Origin of the sequence: Micromonospora haikouensis (genome assembly GCF_900091595.1) — a bacterium.
GTDB classification, from domain to species: Bacteria; Actinomycetota; Actinomycetes; order Mycobacteriales; family Micromonosporaceae; genus Micromonospora; species Micromonospora haikouensis.
In genome coordinates, this window is the sequence record NZ_FMCW01000018.1 from 36,660 (window position 1) to 60,105 (window position 23,446).

The window sequence follows — 23,446 nt, forward strand, 5'->3', positions numbered from 1 at the left end:
CGCCCTCAGCCATTGATCCGCGCGTCGATCGCCTTGGCCAGGTCGCCCACCGTGACGTACCGGCTCAGCTCGAAGTCCTCGTCGGCGAAGTCGGCGTCGTGCTGGCGCTCGAAGTGCGACATCAGGTACGCCATGTCGATCGAGTCGACCGCCAGGTCGAGCAGCCGGTCGTCGGGGCCGATCGAGTCGACCGGGTTGCCCTGGCGGCGCAGCAGCAGCGCGACGAGCTGGCCGAGGGTGCTGTCGGCGTCGGTCATCTCAGTTCTCCTTGATCGATTCGCTGACCGGGATGCCCACGTGGCGGCCGGGCACGGCGGAGATCGCCAGCATCCGGTCGCCGACGGCGATGGCGGTGCAGTTGGTCACCGCGCCGGCCGCGTCGAACAGCCGCACGTGCCAGTCGTCCTGCACGATGGTGTTGATCGTCGAGTCGCCGATGCGGCACTCGATCAGGCGCAGCGGACGCATCTCGGTCTTGATCCGGCCGACCAGGACGGGACGGGCGCGCCCGGCGGTGTTCACGGCGAGGACCTGCTCGCCGGCGCTGAGGTCGGTGATGTACGCGGTGCGCCCGGCCGGCGTCCACACGTAGGAGTGCACCGCGCCGGCGTTGACCCGGAAGGGCCGCAGGTTCATGTACGGCAGGTAGTGCACCTCGGCGCAGACCAGCAGCCCGCCCGAGGAGGTCGAGCCGACCAGGATCCCCTCGTCGGGCTCGAACAGGTCGGTCGTGTCCACGCAGCCGCGCATGCCCATGCCGATGGACCGCACCGCCGTCACCTCGGCCTCGACCAGGTCGAGCTGCTCCGTGCGCCGCTCCAGCAGCTCCCGGGCCAGCCGCACCACCTCCCCGGGGGTGGAGACGCGCAGCAGCATCGCGTCCGGGCCGTGCTGGAGCACCCCGCGGGTGACCAGAGCGTCCACGGAGTTGTGCACGCGCTTGACGACCGTGGTGCGCTGCGACTGGGCCTCGGCGACGATCAGCTCCAGCGGGATGTTCGTCTCGTCGGCGAAGCTGACCAGCAGCACGTCGACGTGGCCGAGGGCCGCCACGGCCTCCTGCATCGTCTCGGCGTCGGTGACGTCGATCCAGCGCCCCCGCCGCCAGCGGCCCCCGTGCGGCACGGCGGCGAGGGTGGCGTGGTCGGCGGCGATGACGGTCAGCGACCGGGCCGGGTCGAGCTTGTCGAGCTGGGCCGGCTCGGTGACGAGCACCGCCACCTCGACCCGGTCGGGCAGGGCGGTGTCGGGCACCGCGTCCGGCGGGACCATGACGCCCCGCACGGGCGCCTGGACGACCGCCGCCACCATGTCGGGCAGGCCCTCGCGCAGGTGCGACAGGTCGCACCAGAGCGGGATCAACGCGTCACTGTCGGACACGGTCGTGCCTCCTTCGTCGGGGTCAGCCGGGGTTGTTGGCGTGCACCAGCGCGTGCAGGTCCGCGAGGGCCGCCTCGGGCGCGGCGTGCTGCTGCACCTTGCGCCCGATGCAGACGCCCGCCGCGCCCGCCGACAGGGCGTCCTTGACGTCGAGCAGGACGTCCTCCCAGGAGTCGGACGGCTCGCCGCCGGCCATCACGACCGGGGCGAAGCAGCCGTCGACGACCGTGGCGAACGAGTCGGCGGAGCCGGTGTAGGGGACCTTGACGATGTCGCTGCCCAGCTCGGCCGCGGCGCGGGCGGCGTGGGCGATCTTCTCCGGGGCGGCGGTGGGGTCGACGCCGGCGACGTACACCATCGCCAGCAGCGGCATGCCCCACTGGGCGCACGCGCCGGCGAGTTGCGCGAGGTCGTGCAGCATGTCGGTCTCCTCGGGCACGCCGAAGGTGACCTGCGCCGACACGGCGTCGGCGCCCACCCGGACGGCCTCGACGACGTCGCCGGTGAGCGTCTTGACGTGGCCCCGGCCCGACAGGGCGGTGCCGGCGGAGAGGTGCATGACGACGCCCGTGGACCGGGCCACCTCCGCCGGCACCCGCCGCAGCACCCCCCGGTGGCCGATGATGCCGTTCGGCGCCCCCGCCAGCAGCCGGACGAGTTGGGAGTCGATCGCGTCCAGCCCGGCGATCGGACCCATCGTCACGGGTTGGTCGATCGGCATGAGCACGGTGCGTCCACTGGTCGGACCCCACAGCCGCCGCAGCCGCCGCTCACGACCCGTTGACTCCATGTGTGCCTCCTTCAGGCGGACGATGACCCGGACCCGGGCGACCGCGGACTCGCGTGGTTGGCCAGGACGTGCGCGAACGGGCCGGCCGTGGACGCACGGCCGGACGGGGCGTGGCCTCGCCCGGCCGCCCGGGGGGCACCCGCTCAGGGGGCCGGCACGGCCGGGTCAGGTGTCGGGGCCGGGGTCACCGGCAGACGGCGTGGGCCGCGACTTCGCCATTCCCCGTGTATGTCAGCATCGTGGGTAGCCAACCGCCCGTCGTATCCGATTCGAGTCGCCGCCACATCCGCAAAGCCCAGCAAGCATTGTGGGACATTTGCCGGCGTCAGTGTAGCGAGGATCAGGACGCGGGACACCCCTTAGTCTCGACCCCTAACATCGCCCCGTCCGCCGCGACGCGACACAGCGGTCGGCAGATCGACGTCGATCACGCGCAGCCACTGCCGGACGGTGGGCCGAAACCCGCTCCCACGTGCCCGGACGCCCGGCAGAGCCGCGCGCCGCCGTCAGCAGGTCGCGCCGCAGGGAGCACGCCGACCAGCCGAGCCGCGACATTTGTCGACATGACGGATGTCAATGACAGCGGTAGCCTGGGCAACGCCGGTAAACCATTCGTCCGCACACCTGCGGCGCGGTTCAGTCGCGCGCTGCCGACGGCGGAAGCTGCCGGTCGTGCAGCCGGCTGAGCAGGGCCAGCGACGTGATTGCGCCGAGCAGCGCCAGGAACATGTCCCACTGGGTGTCCCAGACGTCCCCCTGGGTGGCGAGGAAGTCGTCGGCGGCCGAGCCGCCGGCCACCGCCGCCCACCACTCGATCATCTCGAAGAAGGCGCTGAAGGCCAGGCAGGCGCAGACCACGAGCGGGGCGAGCCAGCGGCTGCCCCGCAGCGGGGAGCGGCGGACCAGGATCTCCCGGACCAGGATGGCCGGCACGAAGCCCTGCGCGAAGTGCCCGAGCCGGTCGTACGGGTTGCGGGACAGGTCGAACAGGTCGCGCACCCAGTCACCCAGCGGGGTGCGCGCGTACGTCCAGTGCCCGCCGGCGATGAGGATCAGCGCGTGGACCGCGAGCAGGCAGCACAACAGCGTGCTCAGCGGAAAGCGCCGCCAGGTGAGCAGCACCACCGGCACGCCCACGATCACCCAGACCGTCTCCAGCAGCCAGGTGAGCCGGTCGTACGGGCGGATGCCGGACGCCACCAGCGCCACCAGGACGAGGGCCAGCAGTGCCGGGGGGAGGACCGCGCGCGCTCGGGACACCGACGACCGCCTGTTCGGTTGTGCCAGGCCGGCAGCCGCCGGTCGGTCGCCGACGATATCCCCCGCTGATCGGCCGCTCGGCGGCAGGGCGGGCGCGCGCCGGGGTCAGCGGCCGCGGGTCAGCGGCCGGGGGCGGAGCCCGCCTTCAGGGCGGCCACGAAGCCGCCCCACGCCGCCGGGCCGAAGGCCAGGGCCGGGCCCGCGACGTCCTTGGAGTCGCGTACGCCGACCGCGTCGCCGCCGAGCCGCACCTCCACGCAGTTGGCGTTACTGGAGCTGCGGGACGACTTGCACCAGTCACGACGAGGGGCGCTCACGTCATCTCCTTGGCGATGCGGCGGATCAGGTCGACCGACTCGTCCGAGCCTAACGCGAGTTCCCGGGTCTCGGCGAAGGTGACGATGTAGTCGGTCACCCGCACGGACTGGTCGATGATGTCGATGGAGGTCAGGATCTCCTGCCAGACCAGGTCGGGCAGCCGGGGCGAGGGAAACGACAGGATCTCGAACGGCCCGCCGAACGCGGGATGCGCCCCGGCGCTGAACGGCAGCACCCGCACCTCGATCTGCGCGGGCCGCTCGGTGGCCAGCCGGACGAGGTGGTCGAGCTGGCGGCGCATCACCTGCGGGCCGCCGACCTGCTGGCGCAGCGCTCCCTCGCTGAGCAGGGCGGACACCCGCAACGGGTGCGCGCCGTCGAAGCGCGCCTGCCGGGCCATCCGCACTGCTGCGCGACGGCACGTTCCCACTGTGGTGGCGGCTGCTCCCGGCCGGCGAGGCGACCTCGGCGCTGGGCTTCCCCGTCGTGACCGACACCACCGGGGCGCTCGGGGTCGGCCTGTTCGGCCTCGGCTGGCTGGCCCTCGTCGGCTACGCCACGCCCGCCCGTGGAGGCAACCGCATACTTCGTGGCCGCCGAGGCGCTGACCAACGTCGCCCGGCACAGCGGGGCGCGACGGGCCACGGTGACCACCGGCTGCGCGTGACGATCGTCGACGATGGGTACGGCGGCGCGGACGAGCGCGCCGGGTCGGGGCTGTCCGGCATCCGGCGGCGGGCCGAGGCCCACGACGGGAAACTGACCCTGACCAGCCCGCCGGGCGGTCCGACCACTGTGGAGGTGGACCTGCCGTGCGGATCGTGATCGCCGAGGACGACGTGCTGCTGCGCGAGGGCCTGGCGCTGCTGCTGCGCGCCGAGTCGCTGGACGTCGTCGCCACCGCCGACAACCCGACCACGTTCCTGGCCGCCGTCGACGCGCACTGCCCCGACGTGGCGATCGTCGACGTGCGGATGCCGCCCACCCACACCGACGAGGGGATCGTCGCCGCCGTCGAGGCCCGCCGCCGGCAGCCCGGCCTCGCCGTCCTGGTGCTCTCCGCGTACGTCGAGCAGGCGTTCGCCACCGACCTGCTCGCCCGGGGCGGCGCCGGGCTCGGCTACCTGCTCAAGGAGCGGGTGGGCCGGGTGGAGGAGTTCCTGGTCGCCCTGCGCCGGGTGGCCGGCGGCGGCACGGCCATCGACCCGGACGTGGTCGCGCAACTGCTGGTCCGCAGCCGGCCCGACACCCGGCTGGACCGGCTCAGCCCCCGCGAACGCGCAGTGCTGGCGCTGATGGCCGAGGGGCTGGGCAACGCGGCCATCGCGGAGCGGCTCTTCGTCACCGACGGGGCCGTGCACAAGCACATCCGCAGCATCTTCGCCAAGCTCGACCTCGCGCCCACGGACCGCACGGACCGCCGCGTCGCCGCCGTCCTGCACTACCTCAACACCCCCACCCCCACCTGACCCACCCACCCCCCACCCCGCGCCCGCCCCGCGCCGGTGATCAAGAGGTTTGTGTCAGGCCGAAGATCAAACTTGACGCAAACCTCTTGATCACCGTCGTCGGCGGGGGGTCCCTATGATCCGGTGATGGCGCTGCTGCACCGGGCGGAGATCCGCCCCACGAAGCTCGAACTGTTGTCGGCCTGGCTGCCCCGTCGTCCGTGGTTCCTGGGGGACGCCGCCGCCGGCGTCGAGCGCGTCGCGGCGTACCGCTTCGACGACCCCGCCGGGGAGGTGGGGATCGAGACGCTGCTGGTGCGGGCCGGCAACGGGCCGGTGCACCAGGTGCCGCTGACCTACCGGGGCGCGCCGCTGGGCGGTGCCGACGCGTGGCTCGTCGGCACCTGCGAGCACTCGGTGCTGGGGCGGCGCTGGGTGTACGACGCCTGCGGCGACCCCGTCTACGCGGCGGCCCTGGCCGGGGCGATCCTCGCCGGCACCGGTCAGGCGCAGGAGTACTTCGAGGTGGACGGTCGGCGCGAGGAGCGGGCGCCGAGCATGGGGATCGCGGTCGACGGGGCGGGCCTGGCCGGCGCGCCGGGGATCGACGCGGTCGACCAGGTCGACGACGGGGATCCGACCCGGATCCTCGCCGGCTCCGTCGAGCTGGCCGTCCTGCGGCGGGTCGGCGACGATCCCGACCTGCCCGGCGCGCGGCTGACGGGCACGTGGGAGGGGCAGCCGGCGCCGCTGCCGCTGGCGCTGGCGTACGCGTCGCCACGCTGACGCCGACCCGCCCGCCGCGCCGACGCCGGCCCGGACAGCAGGCGGCAACCGGCCCCGACAACGGGCGGCAACCGGCCCGGACGACATGCCGCAACCGGCCCGGACGGCAGGCGGTGACCGGTCCGCATGGCAGGCGGGGCCACCGTCGCCGGGCGGTGACGGTGGCCCCGGGCACCGGGCCGGGTCAGGCCCTGCGGGCGGGCGGGCGGCTCCCGCGACCGGCGTCGACGGCCACCTGGTCGAGGGCGGGCGCGCCGTCGACGGCGTCGGCGGCCACGGCGACCGACCTGGCCGGGTCGGGCAGGTCGAGGCTGGTGCGCAGGGTGACCGGCCGCAGCAGGAGGGCCGCGACGACGCCGACGACGGCGATGGCCGCGGAGATCAGGAAGATGTGCCCGGTGGCGTCGCCGTACGCGGCCCGGACGATGTCGCGCACGGGCGCGGGCAGGACGTCGAGGTTGAGGCTGCCGCCGGCGGAGCTGCCCGAGACGGGGATGCCCGCGGCGGCGAGGTCGTGGGTGATCCGGTCGCTGACCCGGCGGGCGAGGACCGCGCCGAGCACCGAGACCCCGATGGTGCCGCCGAGGGAGCGGAAGAACGCGACGGTGGAGCTGGCCGCGCCGATGTCGCGCAGCGACACGGTGTTCTGGACCGCGAGCACGAGGTTCTGCATGGTCATGCCGACGCCGGTGCCGACGACGAACATGGCCACGCCGACCAGGACGAGCGACGTCTCGTGGTCGATGGTGCCGAGCAGGGCGAAGCCGGCGACGAGGAGGATCGCGCCGACGACGATGTAGGGCTTGATCCGCCCTGTCTTGGTGATCATCCGGCCCGCGATGATCGACGAGCCGAGGACGCCGGCCATCATCGGGATGGTGAGCAGGCCGGCCTCGGTGGGGCTGTAGCCGCGCCCGATCTGGAAGTACTGGCCGAGGAAGACGGCACCGCCGAACATGGCCATGCCGACGGCGAGGCTGCCGAGGATGGCCAGGGCGGTGGTGCGCTCGCGGACGATGCCGAGCGGGACGACCGGCTCGGCGGCCCGGGACTCGACCCAGGTGGCCAGGGCCAGCAGGAGCACCGCGCCGCCGACCATCGCGGCGGTCTGCCAGGACAGCCAGGCGAACGAGTCGTCGACGAACGAGATCCAGATCAGCAGCACGCTGACGCCGGCGGCGATCAGCGCCGCGCCCAGATAGTCGATCCTGACGTTGTCGCGGCGGACGGTGGGCAGGCGCAGGGTGAGCTGGAGCAGGACGAGCGCGACCAGGGCGACGGGCACCCCGACGAAGAAGCACCAGCGCCAGCCGAGCCAGGACGTGTCGACGATGAGGCCGCCGAGCAGGGGGCCGCCGACGGTCGCCACGGCCATGACGCCGCCGAGGTAGCCGTTGTAGCGACCGCGCTCGCGCGGCGGGATCATCGCCGCGATGGCGACCTGGACGAGGGCCTGGAGGCCGCCGACGCCGATGCCCTGGAACGCGCGGGCGGCGATGAGCTGGCCGGCGGTCTGGGAGAAGCCGGCGACCACGGAGCCGGCGAGGAAGACGACGATGGCGACCTGCACCAGCGTCTTCTTGTTGAACAGGTCGGCCAGCTTGCCCCAGATCGGGGTGGTGGCCGTCGCGGTGAGCAGGGTGGCGGTGACCACCCAGGTGTACTGGGTCTGCGAGCCGTCCAGCGCCCCGATGATCTTCGGCAGCGCCGTGGACACGACGGTGCTGCTGAGCATGGCGACGAAGAGCACCAGCAGCAGGCCGCTGAGCGCTTCAAGGGTCTGCCGGTGGGTCATCGGCGCGGCTTCGGCCGTCGTGGTGGGTGCGCTCATCGCGCGGCCTCCAGGTTGTCGTTGTCTGCGGGGGCGGACCCGAGGTCGGCCTCGCCGCCGGGGGCGGACGCGGGGTCGGCTCTGCCGCCGAGGGCGGACCCGAGGTCGCGGGTGAACCGGCCCAGCGCCGAGCACAGCGCCGCCACCTCGTCGGGGGTCCAGTCGGCGAGCGCCCGGTCGAGCAGTTCGCCGTACCAGCCGTAGGTGTCCGCGAGGGCCGCCCGGCCGGCGGGGGTGACGGCCAGGCAGCTGGCCCGCCGGTCGGTGGGATCGGCCCGCCGCTCGACCAGGCCGTGCGCGGCGAGCGAGGCGACGGCGCGGCTGACGGTGGACGGGTCGAGCCCGGTGTGTTCGGCCAGCTCCCGGGCGTGGGCCCCGGCGGCGAGCTGCTCGATCTGGGTGAGCATGCCGACCAGCCCGAGCGGCACGGACGGCCGGTCGTCGGCGCGCCGTTGCTTGATCAGCCGCACGCTCTTGAGCAGGTCGTACAGCCGCGCGCCCAGCTCCCGGGTGGTCTCCACGCCCGCCCTCCCCACAGTGATGGTTGCTGCAAGCAACTATCCACCGGACGTGCCCACTGGGCAAGTTTGCGCGTTGAGAAGTAGATCACCGGCCGCGTATCGTGACGCCCATGGACCAGGCCACCGGGCTGCGCGAGCGCAAGAAGGCGGCCACCCGCCTCGCCCTGCACGAGGCCGCCCTGCGCCTCGCCGCCACCTGGGGGCCCGACCGGGTGACCGTCGAGGCGATCGCCGACGCCGCCAACGTCTCCCGCCGCACGTTCTCCAACTACTTCTCCAGCAAGGAGGAGGCGTTCTTCCACGGCGACACCGTGCGGCTGCGGCGGATGCGGGAGCTGATCCGCGACCAGCCCCCCGGCGAGCGGCCGTGGACGGTGCTGAGCCGGGCGGCCGAGCGCCTCACCGCCGAGGTGTACGGCGACCCCGACCCGGCCTGGCTGGCGCACCGCCGGCAGCTGCGGGCGCACCCGAGCCTGCTCGCCCACCACCTGGCGGCGTACACGACGGTCGAGCGGGAGGTGGCCGCGGAGCTGGCGTCCCGGCTCACCGGCCCGGACGCCACGCTGCGGTCCCGGGTCCTGGCCGCGAGCTTCCTCGCGGCGCTGCGGGTCGCCATCCAGCACTGGATCGACCACCCGGACGGCCCGTTGCTCGACACGATCCGCACCGCGCTCGCCGAGGTGGACCCCGCCGGCCCGCCGGCCCACCGCGACTGACGGCGACCCCACCGGCCCGCGGCCCGCCGGGGCAGACGACCGCCTTGAGCATCCGGGCACGGGCGTGAGATTCTTGTGCGTCGATGACCAGCCGCGCGCGGGGCTGACCGTCGTCCAATGGGCAACCGGTGGCCCGCGCGGCCTCCCGGGGGACGGCGACATCTGCGACCAACGTCAGATCAGTCCGTCCAGAGCCGCCCGCCGACCCGGCGGCGCTCTGCCCGTGGTCAAGAAGGAACAGCATGAACAACCCGAGCATGTACGGGTATCCACGCCACACCCCGCCGCCGCGCCGGCCCGGCCGACGCCGGTGGACGGCCCTCGCGGCGAGCGCGCTGCTCGCCACCGGGGCCCTCGCCGCGATCACTCCCCCGGCCGTCGGCGCGGCCGCCGACCCGGTCGTCGTCACCGTCAACGCCAAGGCGGGGCTGGCTGGCGTGCCGAACACCGCGCTGGGCGTCAACCAGGCGATCTGGGACTCGAACCTGGGCACGAACGAGACGTCGGACCTGCTGCGCGCGGCCGGCGTCCAGATGCTGCGCTACCCGGGTGGCTCGTACGCCGACATCTACCACTGGAAGGACCACACCGCCCCCGGCGGTTACGTGGCCCCGAACACCGACTTCGACACCTTCATGGCCGGGGCGAGGCGGGTCGGCGCCCAGCCGATGATCATCGCGAACTACGGCACCGGCACCCCCGCCGAGGCCGCCGACTGGGTGCGCTACGCCAACGTCACCAAGAAGTACGGCGCGAAGTACTGGACGATCGGCAACGAGAACTACGGCAACGGCCTCTACGGCTCGGCCTGGGAGGCCGACGACCACCCGGACAAGAGCGCGACCTACTACGCGAACCTCGTCGTCGAGTACGCCGACGCGATGAAGGCCGTCGACCCGACCATCAAGGTCGGCGCGGTGCTGACCATGCCGGGCAACTGGCCCGACGGGATCACCGCCGGCAGCGACCCCGGCCCGTGGAACCAGGCGGTGCTGTCGATCGCCGGGCCGAAGGTCGACTTCGTGGACGTGCACTGGTATCCGGGCGGCAGCGCCGCCGAGTCCCTGCAGCGCACCGCCCACATCGACGAGGCGGCCCACCTGCTGCGCCAGCAGATCGCCCGGTACGCGGGGCCGAACGCCGCCCGCATCGGCATCAGCTTCACCGAGCTGAACGTCGACACCGGCCGCAACACCCAGCCCGGCGCGCTGTTCCTCGCCGACGCGTACAGCGACCTGCTGGAGAACGGGGTGTTCACCGTCCAGTGGTGGAACGTGCACAACGGCATCGACAAGGTGTCGCAGGTGGCCGGCCACACCGACTACGGCGACTTCGGGCTGCTCTCCAGCGGCACCTGCACCTCCGACGGCACCGTGTGCGAGCCGCCGCTGAACACGCCGTTCGCCCCGTACCACGGGCTGTCCATGATGAACCTGCTCGCCGGGGCCGGCGGCCAGTTCGTCCGGGCCGGCACCGACGAGGCGCTGGTCACCGCGCACGCCGTGCGCCGGCCCAACGGTGACCTCGCGGTCATGCTGGTCAACAAGGACCCGGACAACGCCCGCCCGGTCACCATCGACTACGCCGGGTTCGCCCCGTCCGCCGCCGCGCCGACCGTGCACACCCTCACCAACGGCGCGACCGCCATCGCCACCAGCCAGTCCGGCAGCGCGACCAGCCGCACCCTGCCGCCGTACTCGCTGACCACGCTGGTGCTGCGCCCGGACGCGGTGGTCACCGGGGCGCCGGGCGCGCCCGCGCAGCCCACCGTCGCCGACGTCACCGACCGGGGCGCGACGGTCTCCTGGCCCGCGCTGCCCCCGGCGGCCGGCGGGGCCCTCAAGTACGAGGTGTACCGGCAGAACGGCACGGTCAGCGAGCAGCTCGGCGAGACCACCGCCACCTCGCTCGCGGTCGGCAACCTCGTGCCGGGCACCCGGTACACCCTCAACGTGCTGGCCCGCGACGGCGCGGGCCGGCTCTCCTGGTCGTCGCCGCCGGTGACCTTCACCACCGCCGGCCCGGCGGAGAGCACGTGCGGCGTACGCCTGCGCGACACCACCAACTGGGGCAACGGATACGTCGGCAGCCTCGACATCGTCAACAACGGCGCGAACCTGATCGACGGCTGGACGCTCACGTTCACCTGGCCGACCACCTGGCAGCGGGTGGACAGCGGCTGGAGCGCCACCTGGGCACAGAGCGGCCGGACGGTGACGGTCACCAACACCGCCGACAACGCGAAGATCGCCGGCGGCGGGGGCAGCACGAGCGCCGGCTTCGTGGGCGCGTACAGCGGCCCGAACGTCTGGCCCACCACGTTCGTCCTCAACGGCACCCCGTGCGCCGTGCTGTGACGCGCCCGCCGACCCGCCACACCGGGGTCGGCTGACCGGCCGTCGCCGCCGGCGGGAGCCCCCGGGCCCCCGCCGGCGGCACCCGGGCGGACTTACGGGACCGCCCGCGCCGGCACGTCGCCGGCCGGCAGGTGCTCCCGCCCCCAGGCGCCGAGGGGCTTGAGCGCCTCGTTGAGCGCACGCCCACGCGCCGTGAGCGAATATTCCACCCGCAGCGGCAGGTCGTCGAATGTCTCCCGTCGCACGATGCCGTCGGTCTCCAGCTCGCGCAGGTGCTGGAAGAGCACCTTCTCGCTCACCCCGGGAATGAGCCTTCTCAGCTCACCGAAACGTCGGCGCCGATCGCTGAGGGCCCACAGGATGACCACCTTCCACTTGCCGCTGATGACCTCGATCGCGGCGTCCAGCCCGCAGTGGGTGGGCCGCACCCGGACGCTCATCCGGCCGGTCCGCGGCCGGTCGACGACATTCTCCCCGTGAATCCACACACGCCGACGAGTCTAACCACAATGGATGGCCAGCGCGGCCACGCACTTTGCGGTAAGTACTTGAGACGCGCGAAATCGCGGTCATACGCTTTCCCCGAAAATGCGAAGGGGAGCGGACATGACCGACGAAAATTGTGTGCCCGTCTCGGTGATAGGCCTCGGAATGATGGGTTCGGCGCTGGCCGACGCGTACCTCAGGGCCGGCCACCGCACGACGGTGTGGAACCGCTCGGCGGCCAGGGCGGACGCGCTCGTCGGGCGGGGCGCGTGCCGCGCGGAGACGGTCGCGGACGCGGTCGCCGCGAGCGACGTCCTGGTGGTCTGCGTGACCGACTACCAGGCCCTGTACGAGATCCTGGAGCCGGTGGGCGCCGCGCTGCGCGGCCGGGTGGTCGTCAACCTCACCTCCGGCGTGCCCGACGACGCCCGCGCCGCCGAGCGGTGGGCGCGGTCGCTGGGCGCGGAGTACCTCGACGGGTACGTCATGGCCGTGCCGCCGGGCGTCGGCCTGCCCCAGACCCTGCTGTTCTACGGCGGCTCCCGGAAGGTGTTCGACGCGTACGGGCCGACGCTGCGGGTCCTCGGCGGCAACAGCGTCTTCATCGGCGAGGACCCGGGCCTGGCGAGCCTGTACGACCTGGCGCTGCTCGGCATCCTGTGGTCGTCGTTCGCCGGGGCGCTGCACGGCTTCGCGATGCTCACCAGCGCGGGCGTCCCCGCCGGGGCACTCGCGCCGTTCGCCGAGTCCTGGCTCACCCACGTGGTGGTGCCCGGCATCGGGCAGGCGGCCCGGCACGTCGACGCGGGCCGCTACGCGACCGACGTGTCCACCGTCGGGCTGAACGCGCTCGGCCTGGCCAAGATGGTGCAGGCCAGCGAAAGCCTGGGGATCCGGCCCGACGTGATGGTGCCGATCCGCGACCTGCTGCGGGAACACGCCGAGGGCGGGCACGGCGACGAGGCGCTCGCCAGCATGATCGAGGTCATCCGGCGGGGCCCTGAAACGGGGCGGTAATCGGGCAGAGCGGTCGATAGCCTGGGTCGGTGCCTCCGCGGATCCCCCATCCCGAGCCCGGTGTCCCCGACACGTCAGGGCCGCTGCGCTACATCTGGTGGCTGATCCGCTGCCAGCCGTGGCCGGTGCTGCGCGGCAGCGTGTTCGGCACGGCGTGGATGGTCGGGCTGTCGGTCCGCCCCTACCTGGTCGCCCGCGCCATCGACGACGGCCTGCGCGCCGGCGACGGGCGGGCGCTGCTGTGGTGGGTCGCCGCGATCGTGGCGGCCGGGTTCGCGCTGGCGTGGCTGGGCATCATGCGGCACCGCACGATGACGTTCATCCGGGAGGACGCCAGCGCCCGCTCCGCCGAGGTGCTGCTGCGCGGGCTCTCCTCCGTCGGCGCGGTGCTCCCCCGCCGACTGGCCGCGGGCGACGTCGCCACCGTCGGCGGGTACGACATCGTGCGCACCTCGCACGTGCTGACGCTCAGCGGCCCCGGGGTGGGTGCCGTCATCGCGTACGGGGTCGTCGCCGTGCTGCTCTGGTCGGTGGATCCGCCGCTCGCCGTGCTGGTGCTGCTGGGCGTGCCGGCGATCGCGGTGTCCGTCGGGCCGCTGCTGCGCCGCCTCGAACGCGCGGAGTCGGCCTACCGGCAGCAGCAGGGCGAGCTGACCACCCGGGCCGACGACATCGTCGCCGGCCTGCGGGTGCTCGCCGGGGTCGGCGGCCGCCACCTGTTCGCCCGCCGGTACGCGGCCCGCTCCCGGGCCCTGCGGGGCGAGGGCTACCGGGTGGGCGCGGTGGCCAGCTGGATCGACGCGCTGACGCTCACCATGCCGGGGCTCTTCCTGGCGGCCGTGGTCTGGCTCGCCGCGCGGACGGCGGCGAACGGCGACATCACCATCGGGCAGCTCGTCGCCGTCTACGGCTACACGGCCGTCCTCGTCGTGCCGGTCTGGTTCCTGCTGGAGGGCGGCTACATGCTCATCCAGGGGCGCGTCGCGGCCCGCCGCATCGTCGGCCTGCTGCGGCTGACCCCCGATCCGGCGGGCGGGCCGGTGACCGCGACCGCGCCGCGGCAGCCGGCCGAGCTGCGCGACCCGGCCACCGGGCTGGTGGTGCCGCCGGGCCGGCTGGTGGGCGTCGCCGCCGACGACCCGGCCGAGGCCGTCGCCCTGGCCGACCGGCTCGGCCGGTACGTCGCCAGCGACGTGACCTGGGGCGGCGTGCCGCTGGCCGGCGTCGACCTCGACGACGTGCGCGCCCGGATCCTGGTCGCCGACCACGACAGCCACCTCTTCGCGGGCACCCTGCGGGAGCTCCTGCGCGGCCGGGCGGCGGGCGGCAACGCACGCCCCGCTGCGGCCGGCGACAACGCGGCCGGCACCGGACCTGCCCGCGACGAGACAGCCGGCGACGACGCCGACATCCGGGCCGCGCTGCACGCCGCGTCGGCGCAGGACGTGGCCGACGCGCTGCCCGACGGCCTCGACACCCCGATCGGGGCCCGGGCCCGCACGCTCTCCGGCGGCCAGCGGCAGCGGGTGCGCCTCGCCCGGGCCCTGCTGGCCGAGCCGGAGGTGCTGATCCTCGTCGACCCGACGTCCGCCGTGGACGCCCACACCGAGGCGCGCATCGCGCAGCGCCTGCGCGGGGCGCGGGCCGGGCGCACCACGATCGTGCTGGCCACGTCCCCGCTGGTGCTCGGGCACGCCGACACGGTCGCGCACCTGAGCGCCGGCCGGGTCGTCGCCACCGGCACCCACGCCGACCTGCTCGCCCGCGACCCGGGCTACCGCGCGCTGGTGTCCCGCACCGGGGGCACCGCCGACGGCGAGCACGGCGAGTCCGTCGAGGGCTGGGCCGCAGAGGGCACAGCGGTCGAGGGCACAGCCGTCGGGGGCCGGGCAGCCGACGACGAGGCCGTCGAGGCCGGGCGGGCGCGGCGGTGACGAAGCTTCCGGTGGCGGGCCGGGCAACCGTACGCCGGGCCGCCCTCGACCTGATCGCCCGGGACCGACGGGCCGTGGCCGTCGTCCTGGCGCTGCACGTCGCCGCGACGGTCGCCGGGCTCGGCGCGCCGTGGCTGCTCGGCCGGATCGTCGACGAGGTCTCCGCCGGGGCGGGCGTCGCCGCCGTGGACCGGCTGGCGCTGGCCATCGCCGCCTGCGTGCTGGCCCAGGGGCTGCTCTCCCGCTACGCGCAGTACGCCGGGCACCGGTTCGGCGAGCGGGCCGTCGCCCGGCTGCGGGAGGAGTTCGTCACCCGGATGCTCGGCCTGCCCGTGTCCGTGGTCGAGCGCGCCGGCACCGGTGACCTGGCCACCCGCAGCTCGGTCGACGTGACGACGGTCGGCACCACCGTGCGCGAGGTCGTGCCGACGGTCGTCATCGCCGGGACGCACCTGCTGCTGCTCTTCGCGGCGGTGTTCCTGCTCGATCCGCTGCTCGGGCTCGTCGCGCTGGCCGGCCTGCCGTCCATCTGGGCGGTGACCCGCTGGTACCTGCGCCGGGCCGGGCCCGCCTACCTCGCCGAGGGGGCGGCGACGGCCGAGCTGACCGAGGCGCTGACCACCACGGCGGAGGGCGCGCGCACGATCGAGGCGCTGCGGCTGGGCGCCGACCGCGTCGCGTACGGCACCGGGCAGGTCGCCGGGGTGTGGGCGGCGCGGCGGGCCACGCTCGCGCTGCGGTCGGTGTTCTTCCCCGGGGTGGAGGGCAGCTACGCGCTGCCGATCGCCGCCGTCCTCTGTGTCGGCGGGGTCTTCCTGTCGCGCGGCATGGTCAGCCTCGGCGAGGTGGTCGCCGCGGCGCTCTACCTCCAGCAGGCGATCGACCCGCTGGACCGGCTGTTGCAGTGGGTCGAGCAGGCGCAGCGCGGCATCGCCTCGCTCGCCCGGGTCCTCGGGGTGGGGCTGGTGCCGCCGGAGCCGCGCGGGCGGGCCGACGCGCCGCACGGGCGGCGGCTGTTGGTGCGGGGCGCGCGGTTCTCGTACGCCGAGGGTCACGAGGTGCTGCACGGCATCGACCTGGCGGTCGAGCCGGGGGAACGCCTCGCCGTCGTCGGCCCCTCGGGTGCGGGCAAGTCCACCCTGGCCCGGCTGCTCGCCGGGATCGACGCCCCGCAGGAGGGGGTGGTGAGTCTCGGCGGCGTCGCGGTCACCGACCTGGACCCGGCCGAGCGGCGTCGCCGGATCGCGCTCGTCACGCAGGAACACCACGTCTTCATCGGCTCGCTGCGCGACAACCTCGCGTTCGCCGCCCCGGACGCCACCGACGAACGCATGCTCGCGGCCCTGGACACGGTCGGCGCGGACTGGCACGCCGACCTGCCCGACGGCCTCGACACACAGCTCGGCGACGGGGCCCGGGGCCTCGGCGCGGCGGAGGCCCAGCAGTTGGCGTTGGCCCGGCTGGTGCTGGCCGACCCGGACACGCTGATCCTCGACGAGGCGACCGCGGCACTGGACCCGACGACCGCCCGGCGCACCGAACGGGCGCTCGCGGCGGTGCTCGCCGGGCGGACCGTCATCGCCATCGCGCACCGGCTCAACACCGCGCACGACGCCGACCGGGTGGCGGTGCTGGAGGACGGCCGGATCACCGAGATCGGCGGCCACGACGAGCTGGTCGCCGCCGACGGCGTGTACGCCTCCCTGTGGCGCTCCTGGCACGGCTCGTGACGGCTGGTCGCCGGCACGCCTCGGAAAAGCCCGACGGTCTGCGCGCCGGGTGAAACCTGAGGGCGGCGTGGGGCGTCACACCCGCGCGGGGCACCGTCCGGTGGCACCCCGACGGTCCCTCCGGGGCGGGTATCGTCCAGCAACCATCGTCCACGAAGGAGCCCATGTGCATCTGACTCATCCAGCGAGAACGCTGAGCCGCCTGCTGGTGTCCGTCGTGGGGGCCACCGCGCTGGTCGCGGCGCCGGCCTCGGCGGCTCCGGCGCAGAACTGGGGTCGGCCGCAGCTCCCGCCGGCCTCCGGCTGGACCCCGGTCCCCGGCGACGCCGGGGCGAGGTCGGGGCCCGCCGCCACCGTCTACGGCGGCGACCTGCACCTGTTCGCCCGGGGGGCGGGCGACGCCGTCCGGGTCGACCGCTACAACCTCACCTCCGACACCTGGTCGGGTTGGGCGACGGTGCCCGGCACCGCCGGGGCCACGTCCGCACCCGCCACCACCATCTACGGCGGCGACCTGCACCTGTTCACCCAAGGCACCGGCGGCACCGTACGCACCAACCGCTACAACGCCTCCACCAACACCTGGGCCGGCTGGACCACCGTCCCCGGCACCGCCGGAGCCACATCCGCACCCGCCACCACCATCTACGGCGGCAGCCTGCACCTGTTCACCCAAGGCACCGGCGGCACCGTACGCACCAACCGCTACAACGCCTCCACCAACACCTGGGCCGGCTGGACCACCGTCCCCGGCACCGCCGGAGCCACATCCGCACCCGCCACCACCATCTACGGCGGCGACCTGCACCTGTTCACCCAGGGCACCGGCGGCACGGTGCGGACCAACCGCTACAACCTCACCACCGGCGACTGGACGGGCTGGGCCACCATCCCCGGCACCGCCAGGACCAAGTCCGCACCCGCCACCACCATCTACGGCGGCGACCTGCACCTGTTCGCACAGGGCGCAGGCAACACCGTGCGCACCAACCGCTACAACCTCACCACCGGCGACTGGACCGGCTGGACCACGGTGCCCGGTCCCGCCGGGGCGCGGTCGGTGCCGGCGGTGGTCGTCTACGGCGGCGAGCTGCGGCTCTTCGTCCGCGGCGCGCAGCACCAGATCCACCAGGCGCGGTTCGGGCTGTAGCCCGTCCGGCGGGTTCACCGGTCCGGGGAGGAGCGAACGCTTCCTCCCCGGACCGCTGCGCGTCGCAGGGCGGCGGGCATCCCGTTCGGTGGCCGGCTGCGGTGCAATCGCGTCGGCGTGTCGTATAGCGGAGACAGCCAACGATCGGCCGGCCGGGTTCGCGGCGGCGGCACCGATCGGTCAGGGTGCGGCGGAGCAGCGCGGGCGGCGAGGATGGCCCGGGTTTCGCGGCGTACCTCGTCGGGCTCGTGCACGAGGCGACGGTGGGCGAAGCGGACCACCAGGATGCCCAGGGTGGCCAGCAGGGCGTCCCGGCGCAGGTCGATCTCCCGCTGTCGCGGGTCGCCGTGCGTGGTCGCGCCGTCGAGTTCGATGTTGACGCGTTCCCGCTCGGCGAGCAGGTCGAGATACATGGTGCGCTGCCCGACCCTGACCCGCACCTGCCGGCGGAAGGCGGGCATCCCCGGCCCCGTGAAGACGTGCTCGTGCCCCCAGATCTCCAGCGGGCTGCGGCAGCCCTCGTCGAGCCGGGTCAGCAGGGTGCGCAGGGCCGGCCGGTCGGGAAGCCTGGGCGCGCCGGCCAGGGCGTGCCACAGCCGTTCGGCGGTGGTGAGCCGCTCGTTGACGGCGCGGATCACCGGTGCCCGGCGCCCGGCGTGCGGCAGCAGGGGCCACGAGTCCACCAGGGTCTGGTCGAGGCGGGTCACCGGCAGGTCGCCGCGCCTCACCACCTGCGGCGACCCGACGACGAAACCCTGACGGCGGTGTACGCGCACCCCGGGGCGGGTGCGGATGGCGGGGTTCACCGGTGCGCTCAGGTGCAGGACGTCGCCGGCCCGCTGCCGGTGCAGGCCCCACACGTGCAACGCGCTGAGGTGGCTGAGCGCGGCCCGCCCGCCGGCCCAGGCGCAGACCGCCCGATGGCCGAGGGCGGGGTGCAGGCGGCCGAGCGCGGGCAGGGCGATGTGTCCCACCTCCCCGACCAGCAGTCCCGCCGCGACGAACACCTCGGGCAGCACCCGCACCAGGTGGCCGGCGGCGCACGCGTGCTGAAGGGTCCACGGGGGCACCACCTGTGTCGCCCCCGCCCTGGTGACCAGCCCGCCGCCGCGCCGCACCAGGTCCCGCAGCACCTCGTTCATGCCGGTGACCGTGCCGATCGGCGCGGCACGGCGCAACCGGCCAGCGACCGGTGCTGTGGACGACCGTCGGGCTGTGGACGACGCCCGTCGCGGCAGGGCGTCTGCTATGGAGCCGGGCCGGCCCGGGTTGTGGAGTCATCGGTGTTTGCCTATGGTGCTCGGTAACCGGTTTCTGAAACCGGTTACCGAGCGGCGCACGACGGAGCGAGGGAGTCCATGGGCAGCGATCGGCTGACGGTCCGGGAGATCGCCCGGCTGGCCGGGGTGTCGGTCGCCACCGTCTCCCGGGTGTCCAACGGGGTCGGTCAGGTGTCCGAGGAGACCCGGCGGCGGGTGCAGCGGGCCATCGAGGAGCACGGCTACCGCCCCGACCACCTCGGCCGGGCCCTCGCCGCCGGCCGGCACGGCGCGGTCGGCCTGGTGTTCCCCGGGCTGTCCGGCCCGTACTTCTCGGAGCTGATCCAGGGCTTCGAGGCCGAGGCGGTGCACACCCGCACCAGCGTCCACATCCTCTGCACCCACCTGCGGGACGACTCCGACGCCCAGGTCGTGGAGATGGCCCGCCGGGTCGACGGGCTGGCCGTCTTCGGCGGCACCGTCTCCCCCGACACGCTGCGGGAGCTGGCGGCACTCGTGCCCGTCGTGGTGCTCGCCGGCGAGGGGCCGCCCGGCGTGCCGTCCGTACGCGCGGAGAACGTCGCGGCGGCGACGGCGCTGACGCGGCACCTGCTGGCTGACCACGGGCTGCGCGGGCTGGTCTTCGTGGGCGACCCGCGCAACTCGCCGGACGTGACCGGCCGCTGGGAGGGTTTCCGCGCCGCGCACCGGCAGATCGGCCTGCCGCTGCCCCGCGCGCCGCTGCGGGTCGGCCTCGAACAGCACGACGGGGTGTTCGCCGCCGACCAGCTGCTCAGCCGGGCGGCCCCGCCCCGGGGCGTGGTCTGCGCCAACGACGAGACCGCGCTCGGCATGCTCGTCGGCGCGGCGGCCCGGGGCGTGCGGGTGCCCGCCGACCTGGTCGTCACCGGCTTCGACGACATCCCGATGGCCGCGCTCGTCAGCCCGGCCCTGACGACCGTCCGGCAGCCGGTGCGCGAGCTGGCCGGGCGGACCGCGCGGCTGCTGCTGCGGGCCGCGGCGGGCGAGACCGGGGGGTCCGACGCCGCCCTGGTGCTCCCGACCGACCTCGTCGTCCGGCGCAGCTGCGGCTGCCCCGCGGCCACCGGGGCCGGCCCCGCCACCGCGCCCAGCCCCGCCACCAAAGCCGGCTTCACCACCGAAGCCGACCGCACCGGGCACCGCCCCGCCACCGCGCACGGGCCCACCGACAAGCACACCACCACCGAGCACGACCCCACGGCTGCCGGACGCCGTCCGGCGGCGGGTGACCGCACCGTGCGGTGACCCGGCCGTGGCGACCCATCCCCCTCAGGAGGCGCAATGAGGCACTGGAGACACGCGACGGCGGTCGTGGCCGCGCTCGCGCTGGGCGTGACCGGCTGCGGCCGGGACGACGGCGGGCCGGGTGCCGGCGGGCCCTCGGCCGGCGGGGCGGTCGCGGAGGGCAAGGCCACCGGCGAGATCACGGTCTGGGCGATGGGTGCCGAGGGGGAGAAGCTGAAGGCCCTGGCCGACGACTTCACCCGGGAGAACCCGGCGGCCAAGGTCACCGTCACCGCGTTCCCGTTCGACGCCGCCCACGACAAGCTCGCCACCGCGATCGCGGGCCGGCAGACACCGGACGTGAGCATGATGGGCTCCACCTGGATGGGCGAGTTCGCCAAGACCGGGGCCCTGGACCCGACGCCCGCCGGGCTGTTCGACCAGGCCGCGTTCTTCCCGGGCGCGTGGGACACGACGGTGGTCGACGGCACCGCCTACGGCGTCCCCTGGTACGTCGAGACGCGGCTGATCTACCACCGCACCGACCTCGCGGCGAAGGCCGGGGTCGGCAAGCCGGCCAACTGGCAGGAGCTGACCGCGTTCGCCAGGGGGCTCAAGGAGGCCGGCGGGGCGAAGTGGGGCATCTCGCTGCAGCCGGGCGGCACCGGCGCGTGGCAGTCGTTCCTGCCGTTCGCCTGGCAGGCGGGGGCGGACGTGCTGGCCGACGGGAAGTTCACCCTGGACACCCCGCAAATGCGGACGGCGCTGGAATACTACGCGTCGTTCTTCCGGCAGGGGCTCGCCCCGAGCCAGGTCGCGCCGGGCGCGCAGGAGAGCGGCTTCGTCTCCGGCGACATCGGGGCGTTCGTCTCCGGCCCCTGGCACATGAGCATCCTGCGCGAGCAGGGCGGCGCGGCGCTGGAGGGCAAGTGGGACGTCGCGCCGATGCCCCGCGAGAAGGCCGGCACCTCGTTCATCGGCGGCGCTGGCCTGGTGGTCTACCGGGACACCGACAACCGCGACACGGCCTGGAAGTTCGTCCGGTACCTCACCTCGCCGGCCGCCCAGCAGAAGCTCTACGACCTGGTGGGCAGCCTCCCGGCGGTGACGGCGACCTGGCAGTCGGGCAAGCTCGCCGACGACCCGCTGCTCAAGGCGTTCGGCGCGCAGCTCGCCGACGCCAAGTCGCCGCCGGCGATGGCCACCTGGGAGCAGGTCGCCGACGTCATCGACGACGGCATCGAGCGGGTGGTGCGGGGCGTGACCGACCCGGCCACCGCCACGCGGGAGATGCAGGCCAAGGCGTCGGCCATCGGCACCGGGAGCTGAGGTGGCATCCGCCCCCGCGCGGCGGGCCGCCCCCACCGGCGGCGCGCGGCCCGGCCCGCGCGGCAGCAGGTGGCCCGGCCTCACGCGGCCCGGCCCGCGCGGCAGCACCGGCGGGCGGCCCGGCCGGCGCGGCGTCACCCGGCGGCAGCGGGTCGCGGGGTGGGGCCTGGCGCTGCCGTTCCTGCTGATCTTCACCGTGTTCATGGCGGGCCCCGTGCTGGCCTCGGCCGCCATGAGCTTCACCGACCTGCGCAGCGCCGACCTGCGGAACCCGCTCGCGGTCGACCCGGTGGGCGTGGACAACTACGTGCGGCTGCTCGGCGACGAGACGCTGCGGCGGGCCGCCGCCAACACGGCGTGGTTCGTGCTGCTCGGCGTGCCGCTGACGATGGTGCTGGGGCTGGCCGCGGCCGTCGCCCTCGACGCGGGTATCAGCCGGTTCCGCAGGTTCTTCCGGGTCGGCTACTACCTGCCGGTGGTCACCAGCATCGTCGCTGTGGCCGTGGTCTGGCGGTTCCTGCTCGAACCCGACAGCGGGCTCGTCAACACGCTGCTCGCCCGCCTCGGCGTCGATGGTCCGGCGTGGCTGTCCGACACCCGCACGGCGCTGCCGTCGCTGGTGGTGATGGCGGCCTGGCGGAACATGGGCTTCCTGATGGTGGTCTTCCTCGCCGGCCTCCAGGCGATCCCCGGCGAGCTGCACGAGGCGGCTGCCATCGACGGCTGCGGGGCCTGGGCGCGGTTCCGGCACGTCACCCTGCCCCTGCTGCGCCCCACGCTGCTCTTCGGCGGGGTGGTGACCGGCATCGGCTACCTGCAGTTCTTCGAGGAGCCGTTCGTGATGACGGGCGGCGGGCCGCTGGACAGCACCCTGTCGGTGGCCTTCTACATCTACCAGCAGTTCGGCTTCGGCAACTACGGCTACGCGGCGGCGATCGCGTACGTGCTGTTCGTCGCCGTCGTCGGGCTCACCGCCGCGCAGTTCCGGCTGATGCGGTCGAAGACGTGAGGAGGGTGCCGTGACGACGACCGCGAAGAAGAGGGAGCGGGGCCAGCCCTGGGTGTACGTGGTGCTGGCCGGCGGCCTCGTGGTCCTGGTGGGCCCGTTCGTGTGGATGCTGCTCGGCTCGGTCAAGCCGGACGCGGAGATCCGCCGGGTGCCGCCGACCTGGCTGCCGGAGGCGCCCACGCTCGACAACTACCGCCACCTGTTCACCGAGCTGGACTTCCCGGCGTTCTTCCTCAACAGCGTGCTGGTGGCCGGCGCCGTCACCGTGGGCAACCTCGTGTTCTGCTCGATGCTCGGCTACGCCCTGGCGAAGCTGGAGTTCCCCGGCCGGCGCGTGGTGTTCGCGCTGGTGCTGGGGATGCTGATGGTGCCGGGCATGGTCACCTTCGTGCCGCTGTTCATGCTCGTGAGCCGGCTCGGGCTGGTGGACAGCTACGCCGGGCTGATCCTGCCGTGGCTGGCCAGCCCGTTCGGGGTGTTCCTGATGCGTCAGTTCATGACCGGGCTGCCCGACGACCTGATCCAGGCGGCCCGGGTCGACGGCGCGGGCGAGCTGCGGATCTTCGCCCGGGTCGTGCTGCCGCTGTGCGGGCCGGCCCTGGCCACCCTCGGCATCCTGACGTTCCTGTCGTCGTGGAACAACTTCCTCTGGCCGCTGGTCGTCGCGCAGTCGGAGGACCGCTACACCCTGCCGGTGGCGCTGGCCCTGTACGCGATCGGCGAGAACAACACCCGCTACGGCCTGCTGATGGCGGGTTCGGTGGCCGTCATCGTGCCGGTCCTGCTGGTGTTCGTCGCGCTACAGCGGCACTTCGTCCAGGGCATCGCCACGACCGGCCTGAAGTGAGCCCATCCGCCC

The 23,446-nt window shown here is 74.2% G+C and carries 22 protein-coding genes and 1 pseudogene; 13 read left to right on the forward strand and 10 right to left on the reverse strand.

Annotated elements, in window-relative coordinates:
• Positions 1 to 5: 5 nt before the first annotated feature.
• The 6 genes from GA0070558_RS19030 to GA0070558_RS35230 form a co-directional block, all read right to left on the reverse strand.
• On the reverse strand, positions 6 to 257 hold the full coding sequence (locus GA0070558_RS19030) for an acyl carrier protein (protein WP_091282040.1): 252 nt from the start codon (positions 255 to 257) through the stop codon (positions 6 to 8).
• 1 nt (position 258) lies between these two features.
• On the reverse strand, positions 259 to 1,380 hold the full coding sequence (locus GA0070558_RS19035) for a 3-dehydroquinate synthase II domain-containing protein (RefSeq protein ID WP_077937595.1): 1,122 nt from the start codon (positions 1,378 to 1,380) through the stop codon (positions 259 to 261).
• A 22-nt stretch (positions 1,381 to 1,402) separates the two neighbouring features.
• Positions 1,403 to 2,170 carry a class I fructose-bisphosphate aldolase gene (locus GA0070558_RS19040; RefSeq protein WP_077937594.1) on the reverse strand — a complete coding sequence of 256 codons (768 nt, stop codon included), beginning with the start codon at positions 2,168 to 2,170 and terminating at the stop codon, positions 1,403 to 1,405.
• Between the two features lie 636 nt (positions 2,171 to 2,806).
• On the reverse strand, positions 2,807 to 3,430 hold the full coding sequence (locus GA0070558_RS19045) for a DUF2238 domain-containing protein (RefSeq protein ID WP_198956551.1): 624 nt from the start codon (positions 3,428 to 3,430) through the stop codon (positions 2,807 to 2,809).
• A gap of 119 nt (positions 3,431 to 3,549) precedes the next feature.
• Complete coding sequence (locus GA0070558_RS19050) at positions 3,550 to 3,747, reverse strand: DUF397 domain-containing protein (RefSeq protein ID WP_091282043.1); 198 nt, start codon at positions 3,745 to 3,747, stop codon at positions 3,550 to 3,552.
• Positions 3,744 to 4,373, reverse strand: a complete 630-nt coding sequence (locus GA0070558_RS35230; RefSeq protein ID WP_439709615.1) for a DUF5753 domain-containing protein — start codon at positions 4,371 to 4,373, stop codon at positions 3,744 to 3,746. Before GA0070558_RS35230 ends, GA0070558_RS19050 begins: the two co-directional genes overlap by 4 nt.
• Here GA0070558_RS35230 and GA0070558_RS19060 point away from each other — a divergent pair.
• The 3 genes and pseudogenes from GA0070558_RS19060 to GA0070558_RS19070 all read left to right on the forward strand — a co-directional run.
• Positions 4,305 to 4,573 (forward strand): annotated as a pseudogene (locus GA0070558_RS19060) (sensor histidine kinase); the annotation flags it as partial. The gene GA0070558_RS35230 and the pseudogene GA0070558_RS19060 overlap by 69 nt on opposite strands.
• Positions 4,561 to 5,217, forward strand: coding sequence for a response regulator (locus tag GA0070558_RS19065; protein WP_091282049.1), 657 nt, complete (start codon positions 4,561 to 4,563; stop codon positions 5,215 to 5,217). The pseudogene GA0070558_RS19060 and the gene GA0070558_RS19065, both read left to right, overlap by 13 nt.
• Before the next feature lie 126 nt (positions 5,218 to 5,343).
• Complete coding sequence (locus tag GA0070558_RS19070; protein ID WP_091282052.1) at positions 5,344 to 5,982, forward strand: CG0192-related protein; 639 nt, start codon at positions 5,344 to 5,346, stop codon at positions 5,980 to 5,982.
• Positions 5,983 to 6,166: 184 nt separating this feature from the next.
• Here GA0070558_RS19070 and GA0070558_RS19075 read toward each other — a convergent pair whose 3' ends face one another.
• Together GA0070558_RS19075 and GA0070558_RS19080 are read right to left on the reverse strand one after the other, a co-directional pair.
• Complete coding sequence (locus tag GA0070558_RS19075; protein ID WP_091282058.1) at positions 6,167 to 7,813, reverse strand: MDR family MFS transporter; 1,647 nt, start codon at positions 7,811 to 7,813, stop codon at positions 6,167 to 6,169.
• Positions 7,810 to 8,334, reverse strand: a complete 525-nt coding sequence (locus GA0070558_RS19080; protein WP_256092019.1) for a MarR family transcriptional regulator — start codon at positions 8,332 to 8,334, stop codon at positions 7,810 to 7,812. The genes GA0070558_RS19075 and GA0070558_RS19080 overlap by 4 nt, the downstream gene beginning before the upstream one ends.
• Before the next feature lie 110 nt (positions 8,335 to 8,444).
• Here GA0070558_RS19080 and GA0070558_RS19085 point away from each other — a divergent pair, with 110 nt between their 5' ends.
• Positions 8,445 to 9,050 (forward strand): TetR/AcrR family transcriptional regulator, encoded by a 606-nt coding sequence (locus GA0070558_RS19085; protein ID WP_091282062.1) that lies wholly within the window; start codon positions 8,445 to 8,447, stop codon positions 9,048 to 9,050.
• A 257-nt stretch (positions 9,051 to 9,307) separates the two neighbouring features.
• On the forward strand, positions 9,308 to 11,407 hold the full coding sequence (locus tag GA0070558_RS19090; protein ID WP_091282327.1) for a cellulose binding domain-containing protein: 2,100 nt from the start codon (positions 9,308 to 9,310) through the stop codon (positions 11,405 to 11,407).
• A gap of 92 nt (positions 11,408 to 11,499) precedes the next feature.
• On the opposite strand, the gene GA0070558_RS19095 is transcribed toward GA0070558_RS19090, so the two are convergent.
• A complete protein-coding gene (locus GA0070558_RS19095) occupies positions 11,500 to 11,847 on the reverse strand; it encodes a winged helix-turn-helix transcriptional regulator (RefSeq protein ID WP_091282066.1) in 348 nt (115 codons plus the stop codon).
• A gap of 166 nt (positions 11,848 to 12,013) precedes the next feature.
• On the opposite strand from GA0070558_RS19095, the gene GA0070558_RS19100 reads away from it, so the two are divergent.
• From GA0070558_RS19100 to GA0070558_RS19115, 4 genes are all read left to right on the forward strand, one after another.
• Complete coding sequence (locus GA0070558_RS19100; RefSeq protein ID WP_091282070.1) at positions 12,014 to 12,910, forward strand: NAD(P)-dependent oxidoreductase; 897 nt, start codon at positions 12,014 to 12,016, stop codon at positions 12,908 to 12,910.
• A gap of 125 nt (positions 12,911 to 13,035) precedes the next feature.
• Positions 13,036 to 14,844 carry an ABC transporter ATP-binding protein gene (locus GA0070558_RS19105; RefSeq protein WP_218107039.1) on the forward strand — a complete coding sequence of 603 codons (1,809 nt, stop codon included), beginning with the start codon at positions 13,036 to 13,038 and terminating at the stop codon, positions 14,842 to 14,844.
• Positions 14,841 to 16,574 (forward strand): ABC transporter ATP-binding protein, encoded by a 1,734-nt coding sequence (locus tag GA0070558_RS19110; RefSeq protein ID WP_091282078.1) that lies wholly within the window; start codon positions 14,841 to 14,843, stop codon positions 16,572 to 16,574. Before GA0070558_RS19105 ends, GA0070558_RS19110 begins: the two co-directional genes overlap by 4 nt.
• 166 nt (positions 16,575 to 16,740) lie before the next feature.
• Positions 16,741 to 17,724 carry a DUF8189 domain-containing protein gene (locus GA0070558_RS19115; protein WP_141722262.1) on the forward strand — a complete coding sequence of 328 codons (984 nt, stop codon included), beginning with the start codon at positions 16,741 to 16,743 and terminating at the stop codon, positions 17,722 to 17,724.
• A 14-nt stretch (positions 17,725 to 17,738) separates the two neighbouring features.
• On the opposite strand, the gene GA0070558_RS19120 is transcribed toward GA0070558_RS19115, so the two are convergent.
• A complete protein-coding gene (locus tag GA0070558_RS19120; RefSeq protein WP_091282330.1) occupies positions 17,739 to 18,866 on the reverse strand; it encodes a DUF559 domain-containing protein in 1,128 nt (375 codons plus the stop codon).
• A gap of 216 nt (positions 18,867 to 19,082) precedes the next feature.
• Here GA0070558_RS19120 and GA0070558_RS19125 point away from each other — a divergent pair, with 216 nt between their 5' ends.
• The 4 genes from GA0070558_RS19125 to GA0070558_RS19140 are packed head-to-tail and all read left to right on the forward strand — an operon-like array spanning position 19,083 to position 23,434.
• A complete protein-coding gene (locus GA0070558_RS19125; protein WP_091282086.1) occupies positions 19,083 to 20,270 on the forward strand; it encodes a LacI family DNA-binding transcriptional regulator in 1,188 nt (395 codons plus the stop codon).
• Between the two features lie 36 nt (positions 20,271 to 20,306).
• On the forward strand, positions 20,307 to 21,578 hold the full coding sequence (locus GA0070558_RS19130) for a sugar ABC transporter substrate-binding protein (RefSeq protein ID WP_091282089.1): 1,272 nt from the start codon (positions 20,307 to 20,309) through the stop codon (positions 21,576 to 21,578).
• Position 21,579: 1 nt separating this feature from the next.
• On the forward strand, positions 21,580 to 22,587 hold the full coding sequence (locus GA0070558_RS19135; RefSeq protein WP_256092020.1) for a carbohydrate ABC transporter permease: 1,008 nt from the start codon (positions 21,580 to 21,582) through the stop codon (positions 22,585 to 22,587).
• Between the two features lie 10 nt (positions 22,588 to 22,597).
• Complete coding sequence (locus GA0070558_RS19140; RefSeq protein ID WP_043963241.1) at positions 22,598 to 23,434, forward strand: carbohydrate ABC transporter permease; 837 nt, start codon at positions 22,598 to 22,600, stop codon at positions 23,432 to 23,434.
• Positions 23,435 to 23,446: the final 12 nt, after the last annotated feature.

Coding starts and splice junctions, on each gene's coding strand:
- GA0070558_RS19125 (WP_091282086.1), top strand. CDS start 19,083: ATGGGCAGCGATCGGCTGACGGTCCGGGAGATCGCCCGGCTGGCCGGG.
- GA0070558_RS19090 (WP_091282327.1), top strand. CDS start 9,308: ATGTACGGGTATCCACGCCACACCCCGCCGCCGCGCCGGCCCGGCCGA.
- GA0070558_RS19070 (WP_091282052.1), top strand. CDS start 5,344: ATGGCGCTGCTGCACCGGGCGGAGATCCGCCCCACGAAGCTCGAACTG.
- GA0070558_RS19040 (WP_077937594.1), bottom strand. CDS start 2,170: ATGGAGTCAACGGGTCGTGAGCGGCGGCTGCGGCGGCTGTGGGGTCCG.
- GA0070558_RS19075 (WP_091282058.1), bottom strand. CDS start 7,813: ATGAGCGCACCCACCACGACGGCCGAAGCCGCGCCGATGACCCACCGG.
- GA0070558_RS19095 (WP_091282066.1), bottom strand. CDS start 11,847: ATGAGCGTCCGGGTGCGGCCCACCCACTGCGGGCTGGACGCCGCGATC.
- GA0070558_RS19120 (WP_091282330.1), bottom strand. CDS start 18,866: ATGAACGAGGTGCTGCGGGACCTGGTGCGGCGCGGCGGCGGGCTGGTC.
- GA0070558_RS19100 (WP_091282070.1), top strand. CDS start 12,014: ATGACCGACGAAAATTGTGTGCCCGTCTCGGTGATAGGCCTCGGAATG.
- GA0070558_RS19030 (WP_091282040.1), bottom strand. CDS start 257: ATGACCGACGCCGACAGCACCCTCGGCCAGCTCGTCGCGCTGCTGCTG.
- GA0070558_RS19130 (WP_091282089.1), top strand. CDS start 20,307: ATGAGGCACTGGAGACACGCGACGGCGGTCGTGGCCGCGCTCGCGCTG.
- GA0070558_RS19085 (WP_091282062.1), top strand. CDS start 8,445: ATGGACCAGGCCACCGGGCTGCGCGAGCGCAAGAAGGCGGCCACCCGC.